Source organism: Massilia rhizosphaerae (assembly GCF_016093545.1).
Lineage (GTDB): Bacteria > Pseudomonadota > Gammaproteobacteria > Burkholderiales > Burkholderiaceae_D > Telluria > Telluria rhizosphaerae.
This window is the reverse complement of record NZ_JADKYX010000001.1, coordinates 52467-70736: the sequence shown is the minus strand read 5'-3', so window position 1 is coordinate 70736 and position 18270 is coordinate 52467. Positions and strand designations below refer to the sequence as shown.

The following is an 18270-nucleotide window of genomic DNA, read 5'->3' as shown; positions in this document are numbered from 1 at the left end:
GATCATGGCGAGAAGCATGTGGAAGGGTGCGATCAGCTTTGGGCTGGTGCACATCCCGGTCGAGATGTATCCGGCGGCGAGCGACCAGGGGCTCGACCTGACGATGCTCGACCGGCGCGACTTCGCGCCGATCGGCTTCAAGCGCTACAACAAGGCGACCGGCAAGGAAGTCTCGTGGGACGACATCGTCAAGGGCTATGAATACCGGGACGGCGAATACGTCGTGCTGTCCGACGAAGACCTGCGGCGCGCGAATCCGGAAGCGACGCAGACCATCGACATCCTCGCCTTCGTGAATGCCGAGCAGGTCCCGCTGATCTACTACGAACAGCCCTACTACCTGGCACCGGGCAAGGGCGGCGACAAGGTCTATGCGCTGCTGCGCGAGACCTTGCGCGAGGTGGGCAAGATCGGCATCGCCAACGTCGTCATCCGCGTCAAGCAGCACCTGGCCGCCCTCGTCTGCGTGGGCGACACCATCGTGCTGAACACGCTGCGCTACCCGGACGAGATCCGCCCCGTCGACGAGCTGAAGATCCCGGCCGCGGACTCGAAGGCCGCGCAGGTCACGGACAAGGAACTGCAGATGGCGAAGGCGCTCGTGGAAGGCATGAGCGAGAAATGGAAGCCGCAGCAGTACCACGACACCTACCGCGAGGACGTGCTGGCGCTGATCGAGAAGAAAGTCGCCGCCAACCAGACGAAGACCCTGACGGAACCGGAGCCGGAGGAAGAGAAGCCGGCCAAGACGAACGTCATCGACCTCGTGTCGCTGCTGCAGGCCAGCCTGGGCAAGAAGCCGGCGAAGGCCGCCGCGGACGAAGACGACGACGAACCGCCTCCGGGCAAGTCGAGGAAGCCGGCGCACCGCGCCGACGACGAGGACAGCGACGAAACACCGCCGCCGCGCGCGCGCAAGGCGCCCGCGCACGCGGCCACGCACGCGGCCACGCATGCGAGCACGCGTGCGAGCACGAAGCGCACGACGGCGGCCAAGTCGACGAGCGCGAAGACCGCGACGAAGACCGCCGCCAAGCGCGCCACCGCCGACAAGGCGCCCGCCCGGCGCAGGAAGGCCGCCTGAGTGGATGTCGACACGCTGCTGGACCTGCTGCAATGGCCGGCGATGGCGGTCACGCTGGCGGCCGCCTTCCTCGTCGGCGCGCGCCATGCGAAGAAGCGCGTCGTCGGCTTCTGGACCTTCATCGCCAGCAACGTCCTGTGGATCGTGTGGGGCGTGCACGACGACGCCTGGGCGCTGATCGCGCTGCAGGCGGGCCTGGCCGCCATGAACGTACGCGCCATCGTGCGCAACGAACCCGGCGACCCGCCGGCGGAGCAGGACCCGGGCGCCGCACGGCGCACGACGTAGACGGCGCCCGTTGCGCGCGCGGCCGCTAAACATCGCCGCGCCCCGCGCCGGCCATTGCGCGCGGCGCCCCTCATCGTTTAGCCTTGGCGGGCGGCACCGCAACCAGACCAACAGCCAACAGCCGACAGCCGCCAGGAGACCCGCATGATCCGTTTCACGTCCACGCTCGCCGGCGCGCTTGCCCTCGGCGCGTCCCTCGCCGCCTGTGGAGGCGGCGGCGGCGGCTCGTCCGCCGCCACGCCTGCCCCCACCGCGCAGGTCCCCGCCCCGGCCACCACGTCCGCCGACACCGCCACCTGCGCCCGCGCCTACGTGCCGCCCGTCGCCGCGCCGCCCGGCGGCACCGCGTTCTGCGCCAGCCTCGCGACCGCGCCGGACGCGCAGGGCAACGGCAGCGAGAACGGCAAGTCGTGCCGGGTGCGCGGCGCCGCCGACATCGTCAAGGAGATGGGCCAGGGCTGGAACCTCGGCAACACGCTGGACGCCTACGGCGACACGGCGGACCCGCTCGCCGACGAGACGCACTGGGGCAACCCGAAGACGACGAAGGCGCTCGTCGACGCCGTGCGCAAGGCCGGCTTCACGACGCTGCGCCTGCCCGTCAGCTGGGACGATCACATGAGCGGCAGCGCGCGCACCATCGATCCGGCCTGGCTGGACCGCGTGGAGGAAGTGGCGCGCTACGCGCTCGACGACGGCATGACCGTCATCGTAAACATCCACCACAACAACGGCTGGGAAGCGCCGACCACCGCCAACGAGGCCGCCGCGAAGGACACGCTCGTCAAGCTGTGGACGCAGATCGCGACGCGCCTGGGCGGCTACGACCACCATCTCGTGTTCGAAGTGATGAACGAGCCGCGCGTCGCGCCGAACGGCGTCGACGACTGGGTCGGCAAGGCCGAGTACTACGACGTGCTGAACCGGCTCGACGCGGCCGCGCTCGCCGCGATCCGCGCCACCGGCGGCAACAACGCGCGCCGGCTCGTGATGATCCCGACCTATGCGGCGGCGCCGGACGACGCGCAGCTCGATGCGCTCGTCCTGCCCGCCGATCCGATGATCGCCCTGTCCAGCCACGCGTACCGCCCGTGGAACTTCGCCGGCGACCAGAACGGCACGAGCGTGTTCGCGGGCCAGGCGGAACTGGACCAGTTGTTCGCGCGGCTGAACACGAAATTCGTCGCCAAGGGCATCCCCGTCGTCATCGGCGAATGGGCGTCCACGGACAAGGGCAACGCGGCCGAGCGCACGAAACACGCCGCTTACTTTGTCAAGGGCGCACACCGATACGGCATCCCGACGGTCTGGTGGGACAACGGCAACCACACGCTTACGCCGACGGCGAGCGACGTGATGGCCCTGCTGGACCGCGCGACGACCACCTGGGTGCACCAGGACCTCAACGACGCGATCTTCTGCGCCGCGCAGTAGCTCAGGTGCGCGGGTGCGGGCCCCACGCGCCGGGACCGACGCCGGACGGCCTGCTCGCGCGGAGGCGCTCGATCACCTCCGGCGGGATGCCCCGCAGCTGGGGCGGCGGTTCGCCCGGCGGTGTGACGATCGCGGGATTCGCGACCGGCAGCGGCATCGCCCCGCCGGACCTGGCCACCGGCGGCGCCAACAGGCGCCCGGGCGCATCGCTCCTGTCGTCCGACGCGGCCGCGACGATCTGCAGGCTGGCAATCGCACTCGATGGCAGATCCAGCCGCCTGACCGCGCCGCCTTCGTTCAGCATCACATAGGTCCGGTGGATCTCCCGCACCGTCACACCCGGCGCCGCTTCCTGTCCGACGCCGAGCGCCCGCGGCGGCTTGCCGTCCGCGGCGACGATCGCCACCCCGTCGGGACCGTCGTCGATGACGCCCTTCAGCTGGAACGTGGCGCCGGCGGCTACCGGTTGGCCGCCGAACAATCCGGCGGCGGCCTCGATGCTCAACGGCGGCGCCGCCGTCCTGGCCACCGCGGCGGCCGGCGGCACCGGTGCCCGGAACCACGGCATGCCCCAGTAAGCGGCAGAGGCACCCGCCGCGACGAACATCAGGCTGGCGGCAACGAGCGGCATGTGTTTCATGGGTCTTTCGGGTGCCTGGCGCACCGGTTGATGATTCTGGGAAACAGCATAACACCGGGCGCCGGACCGTGACCAGGTGGCCGCGGCGCCCGGGTGGACATCAGTTCGCCGACGTGCCGTAGATGATGCCCCGGCCCATGCCGCCACCGCTGTTCAGGTAGACGGTGCCGAAGGTGCGCATGTCGCCGACCACCTGGCTGATGCCGCCCCACTGGTGGTTGCCGTCATTGATCTTCGCCCAGTTCACGCCGCCGTCGGTGGAGCGCATGATGCCCGTCGTGCCGTCGTTGAACTGGCCGCCCGCGAAGATGGCCGGATAGCTGGCGCCCGTCGCGGCCTTGCCGAAGCCGATGGAGGTCGGCGTGAACGAATAGCCGAAGTAGTTGGTGATCGTGATCGGCGCGTTCCAGGACGAACCGGAGTTCGTGCTCTTGTACATGCCGCTCGGGGCCACCATCCACACCTCGCCGGCGCGGCCCGGCACGGTCGCGACCTGCGTCGGGGCGGCCGGCAGGGCCGGAGCCTGATACCAGCTGCCGCTGTTGTTACCGACGTAGAGGTTGGTCGTGCCGGATTTCCACGCGTAGAACAGGTTCTGACCACCGTCGGACAGCACTTTCGAGCCCACCGGCAGCGTATTGCCCCAGAACGAGATCGTCGTCCATGAGGCGCCGCCGTTCGTCGTGTAGACCGGATTCAGGTTGTCGTCCGTATGCGGCGACCAGAGGATGGTGCTGCCGTCGTAGCTGATCGCGACCGAACCTTCGCCCTTCTTCATGCCGGCCGGCAGGCTGGGGAACGCGGTCCAGCTGGAGCCGCCGTTGGTCGTCACGACGCCGACGGGCACCGGGCTCGCGTACGGATTGCTGCCGACGAGGACCATCTTCGCCGGATTGCCGCGGGCGAAGTCGATGCCGCTGCCGAACGTGCAGGCGCCGGGCACGCCGGTGCCGCTCTGCGTGGAGATCATCGAATTCGGCGCCGTCGTCAGCGAGTTGAACACGAAGCCGCACACGTCGGCGATGGCGGCGGCCAGCGGCGCGCCCGACGTCGGCGAGATGATCGTCTGCGGCACGGTTTCCTCGATGCCCTTGGCGGCGACGGCCCAGCTGGTGCCCTGGCCGCTGTCGGCGGCGGTGAGATTGGTGGTACCGAAGATGCCGCCGCCCGTGCCGTAGAACGCGTTGTTCGAGTTGAACGGGTCGATCACCGGATTCATCCAGCCCTGGAAGCCGGTCGGATGGCCCCACGGCGCCCACGGCGACTGCGTCCAGCTGAAGGTCGCCTTCGACTTCAGGTCGTTCCAGCTGCCCGTGTTGCCGGCGCTGGTCGAGCGGAACATCGTGTCGCCGGCACCGTAGCGGTCGACCGTCGTGACGATCAGCGTGCCCGGCTTCTTGGCGTCCAGCGCGAGGCCGTCGTAGCCGAACGTGTCGGAACCGGACGGCACCAGCGGCGTGACGTTCGTCCAGGTGCCGGTGCCGACGCTGTACTTCCACACCTGGCCATTGCTCATGCCGTACGGCCCCGGAGAATTACCGTAGGTGATGTACAGGTTGCCGTCCGGCCCGATCAGGCCGTGGTTCGGGTACATGCCGCCGCTCGGCGTCGAGCCCGGACCGCCGCTGACGGCGCTCCAGTGGGCGCCGGCGTCGTTGCTGACGTACAGCGTGGACGGCGCCTGGCTGTCGGAAACGCCGGCGAAGATCTTCTGCGTGCGGCCGCCCGACAGCGACGGCTTGTAGAACGCGGTGAAGACGATGCCGGCGCCGGTGCCGTTGCTGGACAGCGGCGGCGCGTTGCCGGCCGCGACCTGGGTCCAGGTGCTGCCCTTGTCGGTACTGGTCCACAGGCCGTTCATGCCGTTGTTGTACGGCGTCGGCAGGTTGTCGTTGCGGGTGCCGTAGAACAGCACGTTGCCGTTGTTCGGGTCGACCTGCAGGCGCTCGCCCGCGTCGCGGCCCGTGTTGTTCGAGCCCATCGGGAACGGCATCTGGTGCACGGTGAAGCTGGCGCCCTGGTTCGACGACACGAGGATCGCGCCGGCCGGCACGTACGACCAGCTGTCGTAGGCGCCGACGGACATGAACAGCATGCTCGGGTTGCTCGGGTCGACGGCGATGCTGTCGACGCCGATCCAGTCGTTGTTGGCCTGCGGCGTCCAGTCGTTCAGCGGGATCCAGGTGCCGGTCGACGAATTGTAGCGGTAGGCGCCGCCGACGTCGGTCTTGGCGTAGAACAGGCCCTGCTGCCCGGGATGGGCGACGATGCCGTCGACGTAACCGCCGCCGACCATCTGTACGTTCTGCCAGCTGTAGCTTTGCGCCTGGGCCGGCGCCGCGGCCAGGCCGGCCGCGACGATGCCGCCGACCAGGCCGGCGATGATTGTCTTACGCGTGCAACTCATCATGCTATCTCCTCGTGCTGCTGTGGATTGAGTGCCTCTGTTACCGAGGCACTTGTTCGTGGATCGAACTCTTGTACTCGACGAGTCCCGCTCGCCGTGATGACATTGTGTGAGTGTTGATTGAGCGCCAGCAATTCCCAAAATCACCAGACTGACAAATGAAATTTGCCGTGAATTAACAGTCGTTAATATAGATAACGGGAATATTCAGGAGACGAGGGTGCGCGGCATCCGGGAACACCGGTGCCGGCATGGCGGGGAAATGCGGGGAGAAGCCGTCGCGGCGGGGCGCGACGGCGGGTGTCACGTGGCTTGCTTCGGCTTGAATCCGAGGGCCTTCATGGGCTTGGTCAGGGTCGTGGCGCTCTTGGCATAGTCCGCCCACGGGGCATTGCCTTCGTCGAGCCGCGTGTGCACGGTCTTGACGGTCCAGTGGCTGCCCGACTTGAGCCTGGGCAGCTCTTCCCAGCGCACGGGCACGGAAATCCCGAGACCGGGACGCACGCGCGCCGACCACGCCGCCACGGTCGTCGCGCCGCGGCCGTTGCGCAGGTAGTCGATGAAGATGCGGCCCACGCGGTTCTTCGCGCCGCTCTTGGCGGAAAAGCGCTCCGGCAGCGTTTTCGCCAGGTGGTCGACGATCGCGTGGGAAAAATCCTTCACGGTATCCCAGTCGAGCTTGGGCTTCAGCGGGACGACGACGTGCAGGCCCTTGCCGCCGCTCGTCTTGAGGAACGGGTTCAGCCCCAGCTCCTGCAGGAAGGCGCGCATCAGCTGCGCCGCCTCCTGCACCTTCGGCCATTCGACGCCCTCGCCCGGGTCGAGGTCGAACACCATGCGGTCCGGCGTGTCGTAATGCCGCGCCGTCGCGTTCTGGCTGTGGATCTCGACGACGTTCCACTGCGCGCAGGACAGCAGGCCCTCGGCGCTCGCGATCTCGGTCATGCGCGGATGATCGGGGTCGAGCGCCTGGTCCATCCGCACGACGCCCGGCATGCTCGCGGTGGCGGCGACGTGCTTCTGGAAGAACAGCTCCCCGCCCACGCCCTCGGGCGCGCGCACGAGCGAGACCGGGCGGCCCTTCAAGTGCTCCATCATCAGCGCGCCGACGAGGGCGTAGTAGCGCACCAGCTCGATCTTCGTGACGCCGCTCTCGGCATCCATCACGCGCTCGCCGTGCGTGACCTTGAACGTGGCCGGCAGATTGCCCGGCAGGTCCGGATCCGGATCCGGGTCCGGCGCCTCCGCCTTCTTCGCGGCGCGCTTGCGGGCCGGCGGCTTGGCATCGTCCTTGGCCGGGTCCTTGGCGGCCTCCTGCATGTGCCTGGGCAGCTCGCGCACGACGCTCTTCGCGGGCTTGTCCTTGCGCAGGCCCTGGAACACGGGATGGCGGATCGAATCGGTGGCGGTCCATTCCGAGAAGCTCACTTCCGCGACCAGCTGCGGCTTGACCCAGTGGTTCGTGCGGCCCGGCACGGCGCGCGGCGGGAACGGATTCTTGTCGGTCTCGATGTCCTCCAGCACGGCGCGCATGTGGCGCAGCGACGTGCCGTTGAACCCGCTGCCGCAGTTGCCCGCGTAGCGCAGCACGGCGTCCTTGTCGTAGTAGCCCAGCAGCAACGAGCCGATGCCCGTGCGCGAACCGTTCGGATCGGTGTAGCCGCCGATGACGAATTCCTGGCGCTGGCCGCATTTCAGCTTGATCCACTCGGGCGAGCGGCGCGTCACGTAGCGGGAATCCCGGCGCTTGCCGATCACGCCTTCGAGCCCGATCTGGCAGGCGGCGTCGACAAGCTGCGCCGGGTCCGTCCCGAACTCCGCGGAGAACCGCACGGTGTCCGAAGGCCGCGCGGCCAGCACGTCCTGCAGCAGCTGGCGGCGCGCGTCGAGGCGCGCGTCGCGCAGGTCGTAGCCCTTGTGGTACGGGACGTCGAACAGGAAGTAGACGATCTGCGCGCTGTTGGAACCGTCGAACGCCAGCTGCAGCAGGTTGAAATTCGGCTTGCCGTTCTCGTCGTGCACGACGATCTCGCCGTCGTACCAGCCGTCCGGCAGCTTCATGCGCCGGATTTCCTTCTGCAGCGGCGCGAGCTTGTCGGTCCAGTCGTTACCGTTGCGGGTGACGAGGCGGACGTCCTTGCCCTGCACGCGCGCGAGCATGCGGTAGCCGTCGAACTTGATCTCGTAGATGTAGTTTTCCGGATCGGTTGGCGGTGCGTCCACGAGCGTCGCCAGTTCCGGCGACAGCTTCTCGGGCAGGTCGTCCTTGACGGCGCCGTCGGGCATGGCGCCGCGCTTGGGCTTTACGGCGGGCTTGGCGTCCCCGCCCGGCTCGGGCATCGGCAAGTCCTTCACGCTATCGGGGAATTCGTCGACGACGGAGAATTCGCCGGCCGGGCGGGCGTATTCGTCGTTCTCCTTGATGAGCAGCCACGACTCCTGCTTGTCGTCCTCGTGGCCGCGCAGGCGCACGAGGACCCAGCGGCCGTGCATCTTGTGGCCGTGCATCTCGAACTTGATCTCGCCTTTCGCATAGCCCTTTCGCGGGTCGCCGACGGGCTCCCACGTGCCCTTGTCCCACACGATGACCTTGCCCGCGCCGTACTGGTGCGGCGCGATCGTGCCTTCGAAGTCGGAATACGAGATGGGATGGTCTTCCACGTGCACGGCCATGCGGCGGTCGTGGGTGTCGTAGCTGGGGCCTTTCGGCACGGCCCAGCTTTTCATGACGCCGTCCAGTTCCAGACGGAAATCGTAGTGCAAGCGGGTCGCCCAGTGCTTCTGGATCACGAAGGTGAGAAGCCCCTTGCTGGCCTCCCCGCCTTCCTTGGGCTCGGCCGTGATCGAAAAGTCGCGCTTGGCCTTGTACAGCTTTAACGGGTCGGGCATGGCATCACCTCTGCATCAATGCCGTCAAGTGTAGGCGGATGATGCGGACGCGACTGTTCGCCAGCTAACTCTGTGATGGTGTGCTTGGTGGGCACGGGGTGCCCACCCTACAGCGTCGTAGGGTGGGCGCCCCGCGCCCACCTTTCGTTACTTGCGCTCGGCCGCGGTCGCGTCACGCGCCGCGCGGAACTCGGCGTCCCTGGACCAGTTCGGCCAGGCCGACGAATCCGCCAGGTCGCGGCCCACCGAGTACAGGATGCCGAGGTCGCGCGCCATGCCCGTGAACGGCCATGCCGCGCTCCACTCGTCGGCCGGCTGGTGGTAGGCCACGTTCACGTATTTCTCCGCGGCCGCCTTGCCCGCTTCGGTGCCGCCCTGCTCCCAGTTCTCGCCCGATTCGAACGAGATCGCCGGCACGCCCTTCTTCGCGAACGAGAAGTGGTCGGAACGGAAGAAGTGGCCCGCTTCCGGTTTCGAATCCTTCGAAAAGGCGACGCCGTTCTGCTTGGCCTTGGCGATCAGGCGGTCGAGCAGGTCCAGCTTGGCGCTGCCGGAGATCGAGAAGTCGCGCGCCGGGCCGTACGGGCTCAGGGCGTCCATATTGATCACGCCGGCCGTCTTCGCCAGCGGATAGACCGGGTTGCTCGCATAGTATTCCGAACCCAGCAAGCCCTTCTCTTCCGCCGTCACGGCCAGGAACACGACGCTGCGCTTGGGCGCCGGCGCCTTGGCATAGGCCCGTCCCAGTTCCAGCAGCGCGGCGATGCCGGTCGCGTTGTCGACGGCGCCGTTGTAGATCTTGTCGCCCTTGGCGTCCGGCAGGCCGACGCCCAGGTGGTCCCAGTGCGCGCTGTAGATCACATATTGATCCGCGTGCTCGCTGCCCGGGCGCACGGCCAGCACGTTCTTCGACGTGATGACCTTGGCGTCGACGGCGTAGTGCGCGGACATCGTCACGCCCTTCAGTTCGACCGGCTTGAAGGCGCGGGTCTGGGCCTGTTTCTTGAGCTTGTCGAAGTCGAGGCCGGCGTGCTTGAACAGGTCGAGGGCGACGTCGCGCTGGATCCACGCTTCCACCGGCGCGTGCACGTCGAGCGGGCGCTTGCGCACGATGTCGTACTGGACGTTCGTGTTCGAGTTCTTCACCGTGGCCCAGCCGTACGACGCGGGCGCCGTCTCGTGGACGATCAGCGTGCCCAGGGCGCCGCGGCGTGCCATCTCTTCGTATTTATAGGTCCAGCGGCCGTAATACGTCATGGCCTTGCCGCCGAAATCGCCCTTGCCCGTCTCGAAGTCCGGGTCGTTGACCAGCACGACGGCCAGTTTGCCCGTCAGGTCCTGGCCCTTGAAATCGTCCCACTTGCGTTCCGGCGCGGTGACGCCGTAGCCGACGAAGACCAGCGGCGCGTTCTTGAAGTCGACGCTCTTCGCGCCCGTCATCGCGGCGCGGACGGCGATTTCGTTACCCTGGGTATAGGACTTGGTCTTGCCGCCCTCGTCCACGGTCACCTGGACGGGACCCTGGATCTCGAAGCGGCCCAGCGGCACGTCCTGGGTCCAGCCGCGCTTGCCGGCGACGAGGTCGCCGCCGGGCTGCAGGCCGGCCGCCTTGAATTGTTCGATGATGTAGTTGACGGTCTTCGTTTCGCCGGGCGTGTTCGGGCCGCGGCCCTCGAACGCGTCGGACGACAGGACTTTGACGTCCTGCGACAGGTGCTGCGGATCGATGTGGACGGCGTCTGCGGCCTGGGCGGCCAGCACCGCGGTGGCGAGCGCGATGGCGGTCAGGGTGGTACGGAAGGAAGTGTGTAGTCTCACGAGCGGTCTCTTGGGCGTCGATGTTGTTGGGTGCACGGATAGTGCCGCCAAAGTATCGTTGGAATAATTTCCACTGTCAAACATCGCACGGCAATTGTCATTGCCGTAAACACAGTTGTAAGTGGATGTAAAGACCCGTCAACCGCGTGCGCAGCGGCCGCGTTTTCGCTCCAGTAGCACGGGAATCATCCCATCCATCGACACCTGAAGGAATCACCGCCATGAGCAAAATCGTCGCCACCCTGATCGCAGGCCTGTTCGCCACCGCTGCATTCGCCCAGACGCCCACCGCGCCGGCCGCGACGACGCCAGCCGCCAAAGCCGAAGCGAAGGCCGACAAGAAAGCGGCCAAGGCCGAAGCCAAGGAAGAAAAGGCCGACGTGAAAGCCGACGCCAAGCTGGAGAAGAAAGCGGCCGCAGCCAATGCCGACGTCGCCGTCGCCAAGGCCGACGCCGCGAAGAAGAAAGCCAAAGCACACAAGAAAGCCGTCAAAGCCAAGACGGACGCCGCAGCCGACAAGGCCGAGGCACATGCAGACCAGAAGGCCGAAGCCGCCAAGTAATCCCCGGCGGCACGCAACCGGCTCAAGCCCCTCCATCCTTCGAAAGACAGGGTTCGCCCTGTCTTTTTTTCGTCCGCGCACTACAATGGCAATCCCTCTTTATCCGGGCCTGCCATGCACGACATCGTCTTCCTTGATCGCGACAGCCTGATCGCCAACGTCCGCACTCCTGCCTTCGAACATCGCTGGCGCGACTATCCGGCAACGAACGCGGACGACGTCGTCGAACGCCTGCGCGGCGCCACCATCGCGATCACGAACAAGGTGCCGCTGCGCGCGAACGCCATCGCCCGGCTGCCCGACCTGAAGATGATCGCCGTCGCCGCCACCGGCACCGACAACGTGGATCTCGCCGCCTGCCGCGAACGGGGGATCGTCGTCGCGAACATCCGCAATTACTCGCTCGTCTCCGTCCCCGAGCACTGCTTCGCGCTGATCCTCGCCGTGCGCCGCAACCTGCGCGCGTACGTGGCCGACGTCGAGGCGGGCCTGTGGGAGCGGTCGACGCGCTTCTGCCTGCTGGACCACCCGATCGGCGACCTGGCCGGCAGCCGCCTCGGCATCGTCGGCTACGGCGCGCTGGGCCGCCGCGTCGCGCAGATCGGGCGCGCGTTCGGCATGGACGTCGCCGTCACGTCGCGCTCGCCCGTGGCCGACGCGGACGTCGTGCCGCTGCCGCTGGACGAACTCCTGGCCACGTCGGACGTCGTCAGCCTGCACCTGCCGCTGACGGAGCAGACGCGCCACCTGATCGGCGCGCGCGAACTGGCGGCGATGAAGCGCGGCGCCATCCTGATCAACACGGCGCGCGGCGGGCTCGTCGACGAGGCGGCGCTGGCGCAGGCGCTGCGGGACGGCACGATCGCGGGGGCCGGGTTCGACGTCCTGAGCAAGGAGCCGCCCGTGCCGGACAATCCGCTGCTGCAACTGCGCCTGCCGAACTTCGTGCTGACGCCGCACGTGGCGTGGGCCAGCGGCGGGGCGATGCAGACCTTGGCCGATATGCTGGTCGACAATCTCGAGGCGTGGGTGGCGGGGAAGCCGATCAACCTGGTTGTGTAGGCTCGATCGCCGCGGCGGCCGCGCGCAGCGGCAGCTCGAGGATGAACACCGTGCCCCGGCTAGGCGCGCTCTCGACCTCGATCGTCCCCTGCAGCAGGGTCGTGACCAGGTTCCACGCGATGTTGAGGCCGAGTCCCGTGCCGCCCTGCCCCATGCGCGTGGTGAAGAACGGATCGAAGATGCGCGACAGGTGTTCCTGCGGGATGCCGTGGCCGTCGTCGGAAAATTCGATGCGCACGCGCTCGCCGTCGACCGCCGTGGCCACGAGCAGCATGTGGCCGCCCGGCGCGTCGAACGCATGCAGCAGCGCATTGTTGACGAAGTTGATGACGACCTGGCCGAACGGGCCGGGATAGCTGTCCATCGCGATCCCCGCCGGCACGCGCAACTCCAGCGTGTGGCCGGCGCGGCGCACCTGGTTCATCATCGTGGCCGCGATCTCGTGGCAGGCCTGGGCCAGGTCGAAGCGGCGGCGCTGCGTGCTGGCCTGGTCCACCGACACCTGCTTGAAACTGTTCACCAGGTCCGCCGCCCCGCCCAGGCTGCGCACGATCAGGCTCGCCGCTTCGCGCGCGGCCGCGATCCACGTTTCCAGGTCCGATTTCTTGAGGGCGTTGTGCGCGAAGCGCTCGGCCAGCGCGTGCGTCTTTTCTTCCAGGGTGCTGGCCATCAGGAGGCTGTTGCCGATCGGGGTGTTCAGTTCGTGCGCGACGCCCGCGACGAGGGAGCCGAGCGACGCGAGCTTTTCGCGCGCGGCCAGCTGCGCCTGGGTTTCCTTGAGCTGGCGGTAGGCGTCGGCGTTGTCCAGCGCGACGCCGACGTACGATGCGAGGGTGCTGAGCATGTCCAGCTGCACGTTCTGGTACGCGCCCGGGCGGCCGCTCTGCACCGTGATCACGCCCAGCACGCGGCTGCCGACGAGGATCGGCACGCACAGCAGCGAACGCGGCGCCGCGAGCATGACGTCGTCCGCCTGCGCCGGCTCGGCCCCGAGCACGTCGCGCACGAGGCCCGCGAACCGGGCGTAGTCGCGCGCCAGGTCGCCGATCAGGATCTCCTCGCCCGTCGCCACGCAGTACTCGGCGAGCCCGCGCACGCGCGCCGGAAAGCGTCCCGCCCCGGGCACTCGGCGGCCGTCGGCGACGACGTACGGATACTCGAGCGGGCCGTTCGGGCGCGCCACGCCGATGGCGAACAGCGGCGCGTCCATCAACTGGCGCACCTGCCCGAACACGTTGGCCATGATGGCTTCGCCGTCCAGGTTCGCCGTCAGCTCGCGGCCGATGTCGGACAGCAGCGCGATGTTGCGGCGCGCCTGCTCCACCGCTTCCTTCTGAGCTTCCGCTTCCCGCTTGCGCCGCTCCGCCTGCTCCTTCTGCAGCATCAGTTCCGCCGTGCGCGCGCCGACCTGGCGCTCCAGGCGCTCCTTCTGCTGCACGAGCACGCGCACGCGCAGCCGGTACAGCGCGACGGCGCAACCGGCCAGCACGCTGGCCGCGAGCAGGCGGAACCACCACGTCATCCAGAACGGCGGGGTGATCGAGATCGCAAGCGTGGCCGGCTTGTCGCTCCACACGCCGTCCTTGTTGGCGGCCTTCACCTCGAACACGTAGTCGCCCGGATCGAGGTTCGTGTAGGTGGCGAAGCGCTTGCGGGCATCCGTCTCCGTCCAGTCCTGGTCGAAGCCGCGCAACCGGTAGGCGTAGCGGTTCGCCTGCGGATCGGCATAGTGCAGCGCGGCGAATTCCAGCGTGAACACGGTGTCGCGGTGGCTCAGGCGGATGGCGCGCAGGCGGTCGATGGCCACGGGCAGCGCGCGCGGCCGGTTGAACACGAGGAAGTCGGTGATGACGACCGTGGGCGGAAACGGATTGTCGCGGATGTCCGCCGGCTGGAACGACGTCATGCCGTCGATGCCGCCGAAATGCAGCTCGCCGTCCGCGTCGCGCGCGGCCGAGCCGACGAAGTAGGAGCCGTCCGTCAGGCCGTCCTTCGCGCTGTAGCTCTTGTAGCGGCCCGTCTCCGGATCGACGCGGGTCAGGCCGACCGTCGTGCTGGCCCAGATCCGGCCGTCGCCGTCCTCGAGGATGCCGCCGATCGGCACCTGTTCGCGCATGGCCGTGACCGGAAACAGCCGGAACGCCACCTTGCCGCCGGGCCTGCGCTCCATGCGGAGCAATCCGCCCGCCGTGCCCACCCACAGGTCGCCGCGCGCCGATTCGTACAGGTAGTAGACGCGGTTGTGGCGCAGGCTCCGCGGGTCGTGCGGATCGTGGCGGAAGTGCGCGAAGGTGCCCGTCGCGCGGTCGTAGCGATCGAGGCCATTCTCCGTGCCGATCCAGATCGCGCCCGCGCGGTCTTCGAGCACGGCGAACCCGTAGTTCTCGCCCAGGCTGGACGGATCGGCCGGGTCGTGGCGCCAGCGGCGCAGCGTGCGTCCATCCGGCTCGATCATGAACAGGCCGCCGCGCGTGACGCCCCACAGCGCCCCGACGCGGTCGAGCGCGAGGAACTGGACCCAGTTCGCGCCGGCCTCGCGGCCCAGCGGGACCGGCGTGAAGCGGCCGGTCGCGGGATCGCGCCACGACAGGCCGCTGGGCGAGCCCACCCACAACCGGCCGCGCCCGGGCAGCACGCTGTTGACGACGTCGTCCGGCAGGCTGGCCGGATTCGCCGGATCGTGGCGCAGCACGTCGGCCCGTCCGCTGTCCGGATCCAGGTGGACGATGCCGCCGCCCGTCGTGCCCAGCCACAGGCGGCCGTCGGCGCCCACCGCGATGCTGCGGGTCTTGCGCGCGCTGCGCGGGTCGGCCACCTGGCCAGGCAGCATCGAGAAGCGCGAGAAGCCGCCGCTGGCCAGGTCGGCGCGGTCGACGCCGCCGAACATCGTGCCGGCCCACAGTGTGCCGGTGCGGTCGACCCAGATCGCCGTGACCTGGTTGTCGGACAGCGTATGGCGGTCGAGCGGCTGGCTGATGTAGCCGACGAAGCGGCCGCTCGTCGGGTCCCGCCATTTGAGGCCGTCGAGTTCCGTGCCCACCCACAGGTTGTCGCCCTGGTCGTGGTACAGGGTGCGTACGCGGCCGTCGTTCATGCCTTCGTCGGCGCCGAGATGGCGCCGCCGCGGCGGTCCCTGGCCGATGCGCCATGCCTCCAGTCCGGCGTCGGTGCCGATCCAGAGCGTGTCGCGCGGCCCCATCGACAGCGCCGCCACGGTGTTGCGCTTGCTGTTGCCGCCGGCATCGATATCGAAATGCTCGAAGCGCGCGGCGCCCGCCGGCAGGTGCTCGAGGCCGACGCCCGTGCCGATCCACAGGCCGTCCCAGGGGTCGAGGGCCAGCGCCGTCACGCGGTCGTCGCGCAGGCTGGCGGCATCGCTTGTGTCGTGACGCCAGGCGCGGACGCCGCCCGTCGCCGGGTCGAAGTGCACGAGGCCGTCGCTGGTGCCGATCCACAAGCCGGCGGCGCCGTCGCCGACGATCGCCGTGACGGCGCTGTTGTGCGTATTGCGCTCGCCGCCGGCGGCCAGCGAATTACGCACGAATTTGCGGGCCGCGGGATCGAAGCGCACGAGGCCGCCGCGCGTGCCGAACCACAGGCGGCCCTGGCCGTCCTCGTACGCGGCCTGGACGTAGTTGTCGACCAGGCTGGACGGATCGTTGGGATCGTTGCGGAACACCTGGTTGCGGTAGCCGTCGAAGCGGTTCAGGCCCGCCTGGGTGCCGAACCACATGAAGCCGTCGCGGTCCTGCAGGATCGTGAGGACGGATTCCTGCGACAACCCCTCTTCCAGGCCGATGCGCTCGAAGCGCAGGCTGCGCGGACCGCCCGCCAGGGCCGCCGAGCACAGGCACGCCAGCAGCAGACCGCAGACCATGCGCAGCAGCGCCGCCGCGGACGCCGGCGGACAGGGCTTGCGGTGGACGGGCAGCATGGTTTCGGGTTTCCGGGACACGGTCCCTAATCTACCAGAACGTCCGAAAATGTTGAAAGAAATTAAGACTTCCTCATTCTGCATGCCACTGCTATAATGCGTGCATCGGGCGGCTGTAGCTCAGCTGGATAGAGTACTTGGCTACGAACCAAGGGGTCGTGGGTTCGATTCCTGCCAGCCGCACCAAATGTTTTAAAAGGCCAGATCGCGAGATCTGGCCTTTTCCGTTTCAGGCATCCGGTATCATGGGGTTTTCGATCGCCCATCCGCCGCCATGTCCAGCCAACTCACCATCCGCCCGCTCGCTTCCTCCGACTACGACGGCTGGCGCCCGCTGTGGGACGGCTATAACGCGTTCTACCAGCGCAGCGGCCCCACCGCCCTGCCGGAACCGATCACGCAAGCCACGTGGCACCGCTTCCTCGACCCGGCGGAACCGGTCCACGCGTTGGTCGCCGAGCAATCCGGACGGATCGTCGGCCTCGCGCATTACCTCTTTCATCGCAGCACGACCCGGCTGCACGACGTCTGCTACCTGCAAGACCTGTTTACGGCGCCCGGCCTGCGCGGCCACGGGATCGGACGCCGGCTGATCGAGGGCGTCTATGCGGCCGCGCGCGATGCGGGAAGCTCGCGCGTGTACTGGCACACGCAGACGGGCAACGCGGCCGGCCGCGCGCTGTACGACAAAGTCGCCAAACACCTGGGTTTCATCGTCTACACGCACGAACTCTGAGGCCCGCGCGGCCGGGACTTTGCCAATCATGAAACCGCTGCTATAATGCGTGCCTCGGGCGGCTGTAGCTCAGCTGGATAGAGTACTTGGCTACGAACCAAGGGGTCGTGGGTTCGATTCCTGCCAGCCGCACCAACTTTTTTAAAAGGCCAGATCGCAAGATCTGGCCTTTTTCTTTGCGCTCACGGCGCCTCGTCGCTCCCGTCCTCCTGCCGCACCGGCGCAACCCGGATGCCACGCCGCGCCAGCGCTTCGCGCAGCAGGAATTCGATCTCCGCGTTCACGCTGCGCAGGTCGTTGGCGGCCAGGCGCTGCAATTGCTCCCACAGCGCGGGATCGATACGCAGCGGATAGGACTTTTTACCAGGACTTGCCATCGATACGCGTCAGTTGTACAGCGTGCCGGCATTGATGATGGGCTGCGCGTCGCGATCCGAGCACAGCACCACCAGCAGGTTGCTGACCATCGAGGCCTTGCGCTCGGCGTCCAGCTCGACGATCTCGCGCTCGGCCAGGGCGTTCAAGGCATCTTCCACCATCGAAACGGCGCCGTGCACGATGCGGGCGCGGGCGCTGATGATCGCCTGGGCCTGCTGGCGACGCAACATCACCTGGGCGATCTCGGGGGCATAGGCCAGGTGCGTCAGCTTGGCGTCCAGCGTTTCCACGCCCGCCGCCTCGAAACGCGCCGTCAATTCCGCGCTGAGCGCGTGGCCGACTTCCGCCGCACCGCCGCGCAGCGTCATCTCGCCCGGCGCCAGGTCCTCGCCTTCATCGTAAGCGTATTGCACGGCCAGGTGGCGCAGCGCGGCCTCGGCCTGCACGCTCACGTAGCGCTCGAAATCGTCGACCTCGAACAACGCCTGGGCCGTATCGCGCACGCGCCACACGACGGCCGCGGCCAGCTCCACGGGATTGCCCCGCTTGTCATTGACCTTGAGGATCGACATATTCAGGTTGCGCGCCCGCACCGTCAGCTTGCGCTTGCGGTACAGCGGAAATGCCCAGCGCAGGCCCTCCCCGCGATCCGTGCCCACGTAGCGGCCGAACAGCGTCAACACGGCCGTCTCGTTCGGCTGCAGCATGTACAGTCCCATGCACACGAACAGGCCGGCGACGACGAGCGCGATCCCGCCGAGGGCCGCGCCGCCGGACGCCGCGCCGACCATGGACGCATGCACCAGCCAGGCCCCCGCCAGCACGGCGAGCAGGCCGCCGATGCCGGTCGCGTAACCGTTCAGCGAAGAGTGCGGTATTTCATGACGAGTATGGGTAGACATGCCGGTTTTCCGTTGTTATATGAAAGTGATATCACTTTAGGATCACCCTACCCAGTTGTCAAGCAGAAAAATCCAGGGCCGAGCGGCGCCGTCAGCCAACGGCGGGCCGCCATGACTTTGCCGATCATGAAACCG

General features: G+C 68.1%; 13 protein-coding genes and 2 tRNA genes. 8 read left to right on the top strand and 7 right to left on the bottom strand.

Going from position 1 to position 18270, the window contains the following annotated elements:
* Positions 1-4: 4 nt before the first annotated feature.
* From ku to ISF28_RS00290, 3 genes are all read left to right on the top strand, one after another.
* Positions 5-1084: a non-homologous end joining protein Ku gene (ku, locus tag ISF28_RS00300; RefSeq protein WP_198115155.1), complete on the top strand. Its 1080-nt coding sequence runs from the start codon at positions 5-7 to the stop codon at positions 1082-1084.
* On the top strand, positions 1085-1372 hold the full coding sequence (locus ISF28_RS00295) for a hypothetical protein (protein WP_370663358.1): 288 nt from the start codon (positions 1085-1087) through the stop codon (positions 1370-1372). It abuts the gene before it with no gap.
* Positions 1373-1516: 144 nt separating this feature from the next.
* A complete protein-coding gene (locus tag ISF28_RS00290) occupies positions 1517-2806 on the top strand; it encodes a glycoside hydrolase family 5 protein (RefSeq protein ID WP_198115154.1) in 1290 nt (429 codons plus the stop codon).
* A 1-nt stretch (position 2807) separates the two neighbouring features.
* Here ISF28_RS00290 and ISF28_RS00285 read toward each other — a convergent pair whose 3' ends face one another.
* From ISF28_RS00285 to ISF28_RS00270, 4 genes are all read right to left on the bottom strand, one after another.
* Positions 2808-3446 carry a hypothetical protein gene (locus tag ISF28_RS00285; RefSeq protein WP_198115153.1) on the bottom strand — a complete coding sequence of 213 codons (639 nt, stop codon included), beginning with the start codon at positions 3444-3446 and terminating at the stop codon, positions 2808-2810.
* A gap of 100 nt (positions 3447-3546) precedes the next feature.
* Positions 3547-5856 carry a beta propeller repeat protein gene (locus ISF28_RS00280; RefSeq protein WP_198115152.1) on the bottom strand — a complete coding sequence of 770 codons (2310 nt, stop codon included), beginning with the start codon at positions 5854-5856 and terminating at the stop codon, positions 3547-3549.
* 300 nt (positions 5857-6156) lie between these two features.
* On the bottom strand, positions 6157-8742 hold the full coding sequence (gene ligD, locus ISF28_RS00275) for a DNA ligase D (protein WP_198115151.1): 2586 nt from the start codon (positions 8740-8742) through the stop codon (positions 6157-6159).
* 147 nt (positions 8743-8889) lie between these two features.
* On the bottom strand, positions 8890-10560 hold the full coding sequence (locus ISF28_RS00270; protein WP_370663357.1) for a M28 family metallopeptidase: 1671 nt from the start codon (positions 10558-10560) through the stop codon (positions 8890-8892).
* A gap of 221 nt (positions 10561-10781) precedes the next feature.
* On the opposite strand from ISF28_RS00270, the gene ISF28_RS00265 reads away from it, so the two are divergent.
* Positions 10782-11123, top strand: coding sequence for a hypothetical protein (locus tag ISF28_RS00265; RefSeq protein ID WP_198115149.1), 342 nt, complete (start codon positions 10782-10784; stop codon positions 11121-11123).
* A gap of 114 nt (positions 11124-11237) precedes the next feature.
* Positions 11238-12185 (top strand): D-2-hydroxyacid dehydrogenase, encoded by a 948-nt coding sequence (locus ISF28_RS00260; RefSeq protein ID WP_198115148.1) that lies wholly within the window; start codon positions 11238-11240, stop codon positions 12183-12185.
* On the opposite strand, the gene ISF28_RS00255 is transcribed toward ISF28_RS00260, so the two are convergent.
* Entirely contained in the window at positions 12169-16119 is a 3951-nt protein-coding gene (locus ISF28_RS00255; protein ID WP_229518779.1) for a sensor histidine kinase, read from the bottom strand. The genes ISF28_RS00260 and ISF28_RS00255 overlap by 17 nt on opposite strands.
* A 109-nt stretch (positions 16120-16228) precedes the next feature.
* On the opposite strand from ISF28_RS00255, the gene ISF28_RS00250 reads away from it, so the two are divergent.
* From ISF28_RS00250 to ISF28_RS00240, 3 genes are all read left to right on the top strand, one after another.
* Positions 16229-16305, top strand: a tRNA-Arg gene (locus tag ISF28_RS00250).
* 88 nt (positions 16306-16393) lie between these two features.
* Entirely contained in the window at positions 16394-16855 is a 462-nt protein-coding gene (locus ISF28_RS00245; protein ID WP_198115147.1) for a GNAT family N-acetyltransferase, read from the top strand.
* A 58-nt stretch (positions 16856-16913) separates the two neighbouring features.
* Positions 16914-16990, top strand: a tRNA-Arg gene (locus ISF28_RS00240).
* A 47-nt stretch (positions 16991-17037) separates the two neighbouring features.
* On the opposite strand, the gene ISF28_RS00235 is transcribed toward ISF28_RS00240, so the two are convergent.
* The gene (locus tag ISF28_RS00235; RefSeq protein WP_198115146.1) at positions 17038-17232 is read right to left on the bottom strand and encodes a type II toxin-antitoxin system antitoxin; all 195 of its coding nucleotides are present in this window, start codon (positions 17230-17232) and stop codon (positions 17038-17040) included.
* Positions 17233-17241: 9 nt separating this feature from the next.
* A complete protein-coding gene (locus ISF28_RS00230) occupies positions 17242-18135 on the bottom strand; it encodes an SPFH domain-containing protein (RefSeq protein ID WP_198115145.1) in 894 nt (297 codons plus the stop codon).
* Positions 18136-18270 lie beyond the last annotated feature (135 nt).

Coding starts and splice junctions, on each gene's coding strand:
- ku (WP_198115155.1), top strand. CDS start 5: ATGGCGAGAAGCATGTGGAAGGGTGCGATCAGCTTTGGGCTGGTGCAC.
- ISF28_RS00290 (WP_198115154.1), top strand. CDS start 1,517: ATGATCCGTTTCACGTCCACGCTCGCCGGCGCGCTTGCCCTCGGCGCG.
- ISF28_RS00285 (WP_198115153.1), bottom strand. CDS start 3,446: ATGAAACACATGCCGCTCGTTGCCGCCAGCCTGATGTTCGTCGCGGCG.
- ISF28_RS00280 (WP_198115152.1), bottom strand. CDS start 5,856: ATGATGAGTTGCACGCGTAAGACAATCATCGCCGGCCTGGTCGGCGGC.
- ligD (WP_198115151.1), bottom strand. CDS start 8,742: ATGCCCGACCCGTTAAAGCTGTACAAGGCCAAGCGCGACTTTTCGATC.
- ISF28_RS00265 (WP_198115149.1), top strand. CDS start 10,782: ATGAGCAAAATCGTCGCCACCCTGATCGCAGGCCTGTTCGCCACCGCT.
- ISF28_RS00260 (WP_198115148.1), top strand. CDS start 11,238: ATGCACGACATCGTCTTCCTTGATCGCGACAGCCTGATCGCCAACGTC.
- ISF28_RS00255 (WP_229518779.1), bottom strand. CDS start 16,119: ATGCTGCCCGTCCACCGCAAGCCCTGTCCGCCGGCGTCCGCGGCGGCG.
- ISF28_RS00245 (WP_198115147.1), top strand. CDS start 16,394: ATGTCCAGCCAACTCACCATCCGCCCGCTCGCTTCCTCCGACTACGAC.
- ISF28_RS00235 (WP_198115146.1), bottom strand. CDS start 17,232: ATGGCAAGTCCTGGTAAAAAGTCCTATCCGCTGCGTATCGATCCCGCG.
- ISF28_RS00230 (WP_198115145.1), bottom strand. CDS start 18,135: ATGTCTACCCATACTCGTCATGAAATACCGCACTCTTCGCTGAACGGT.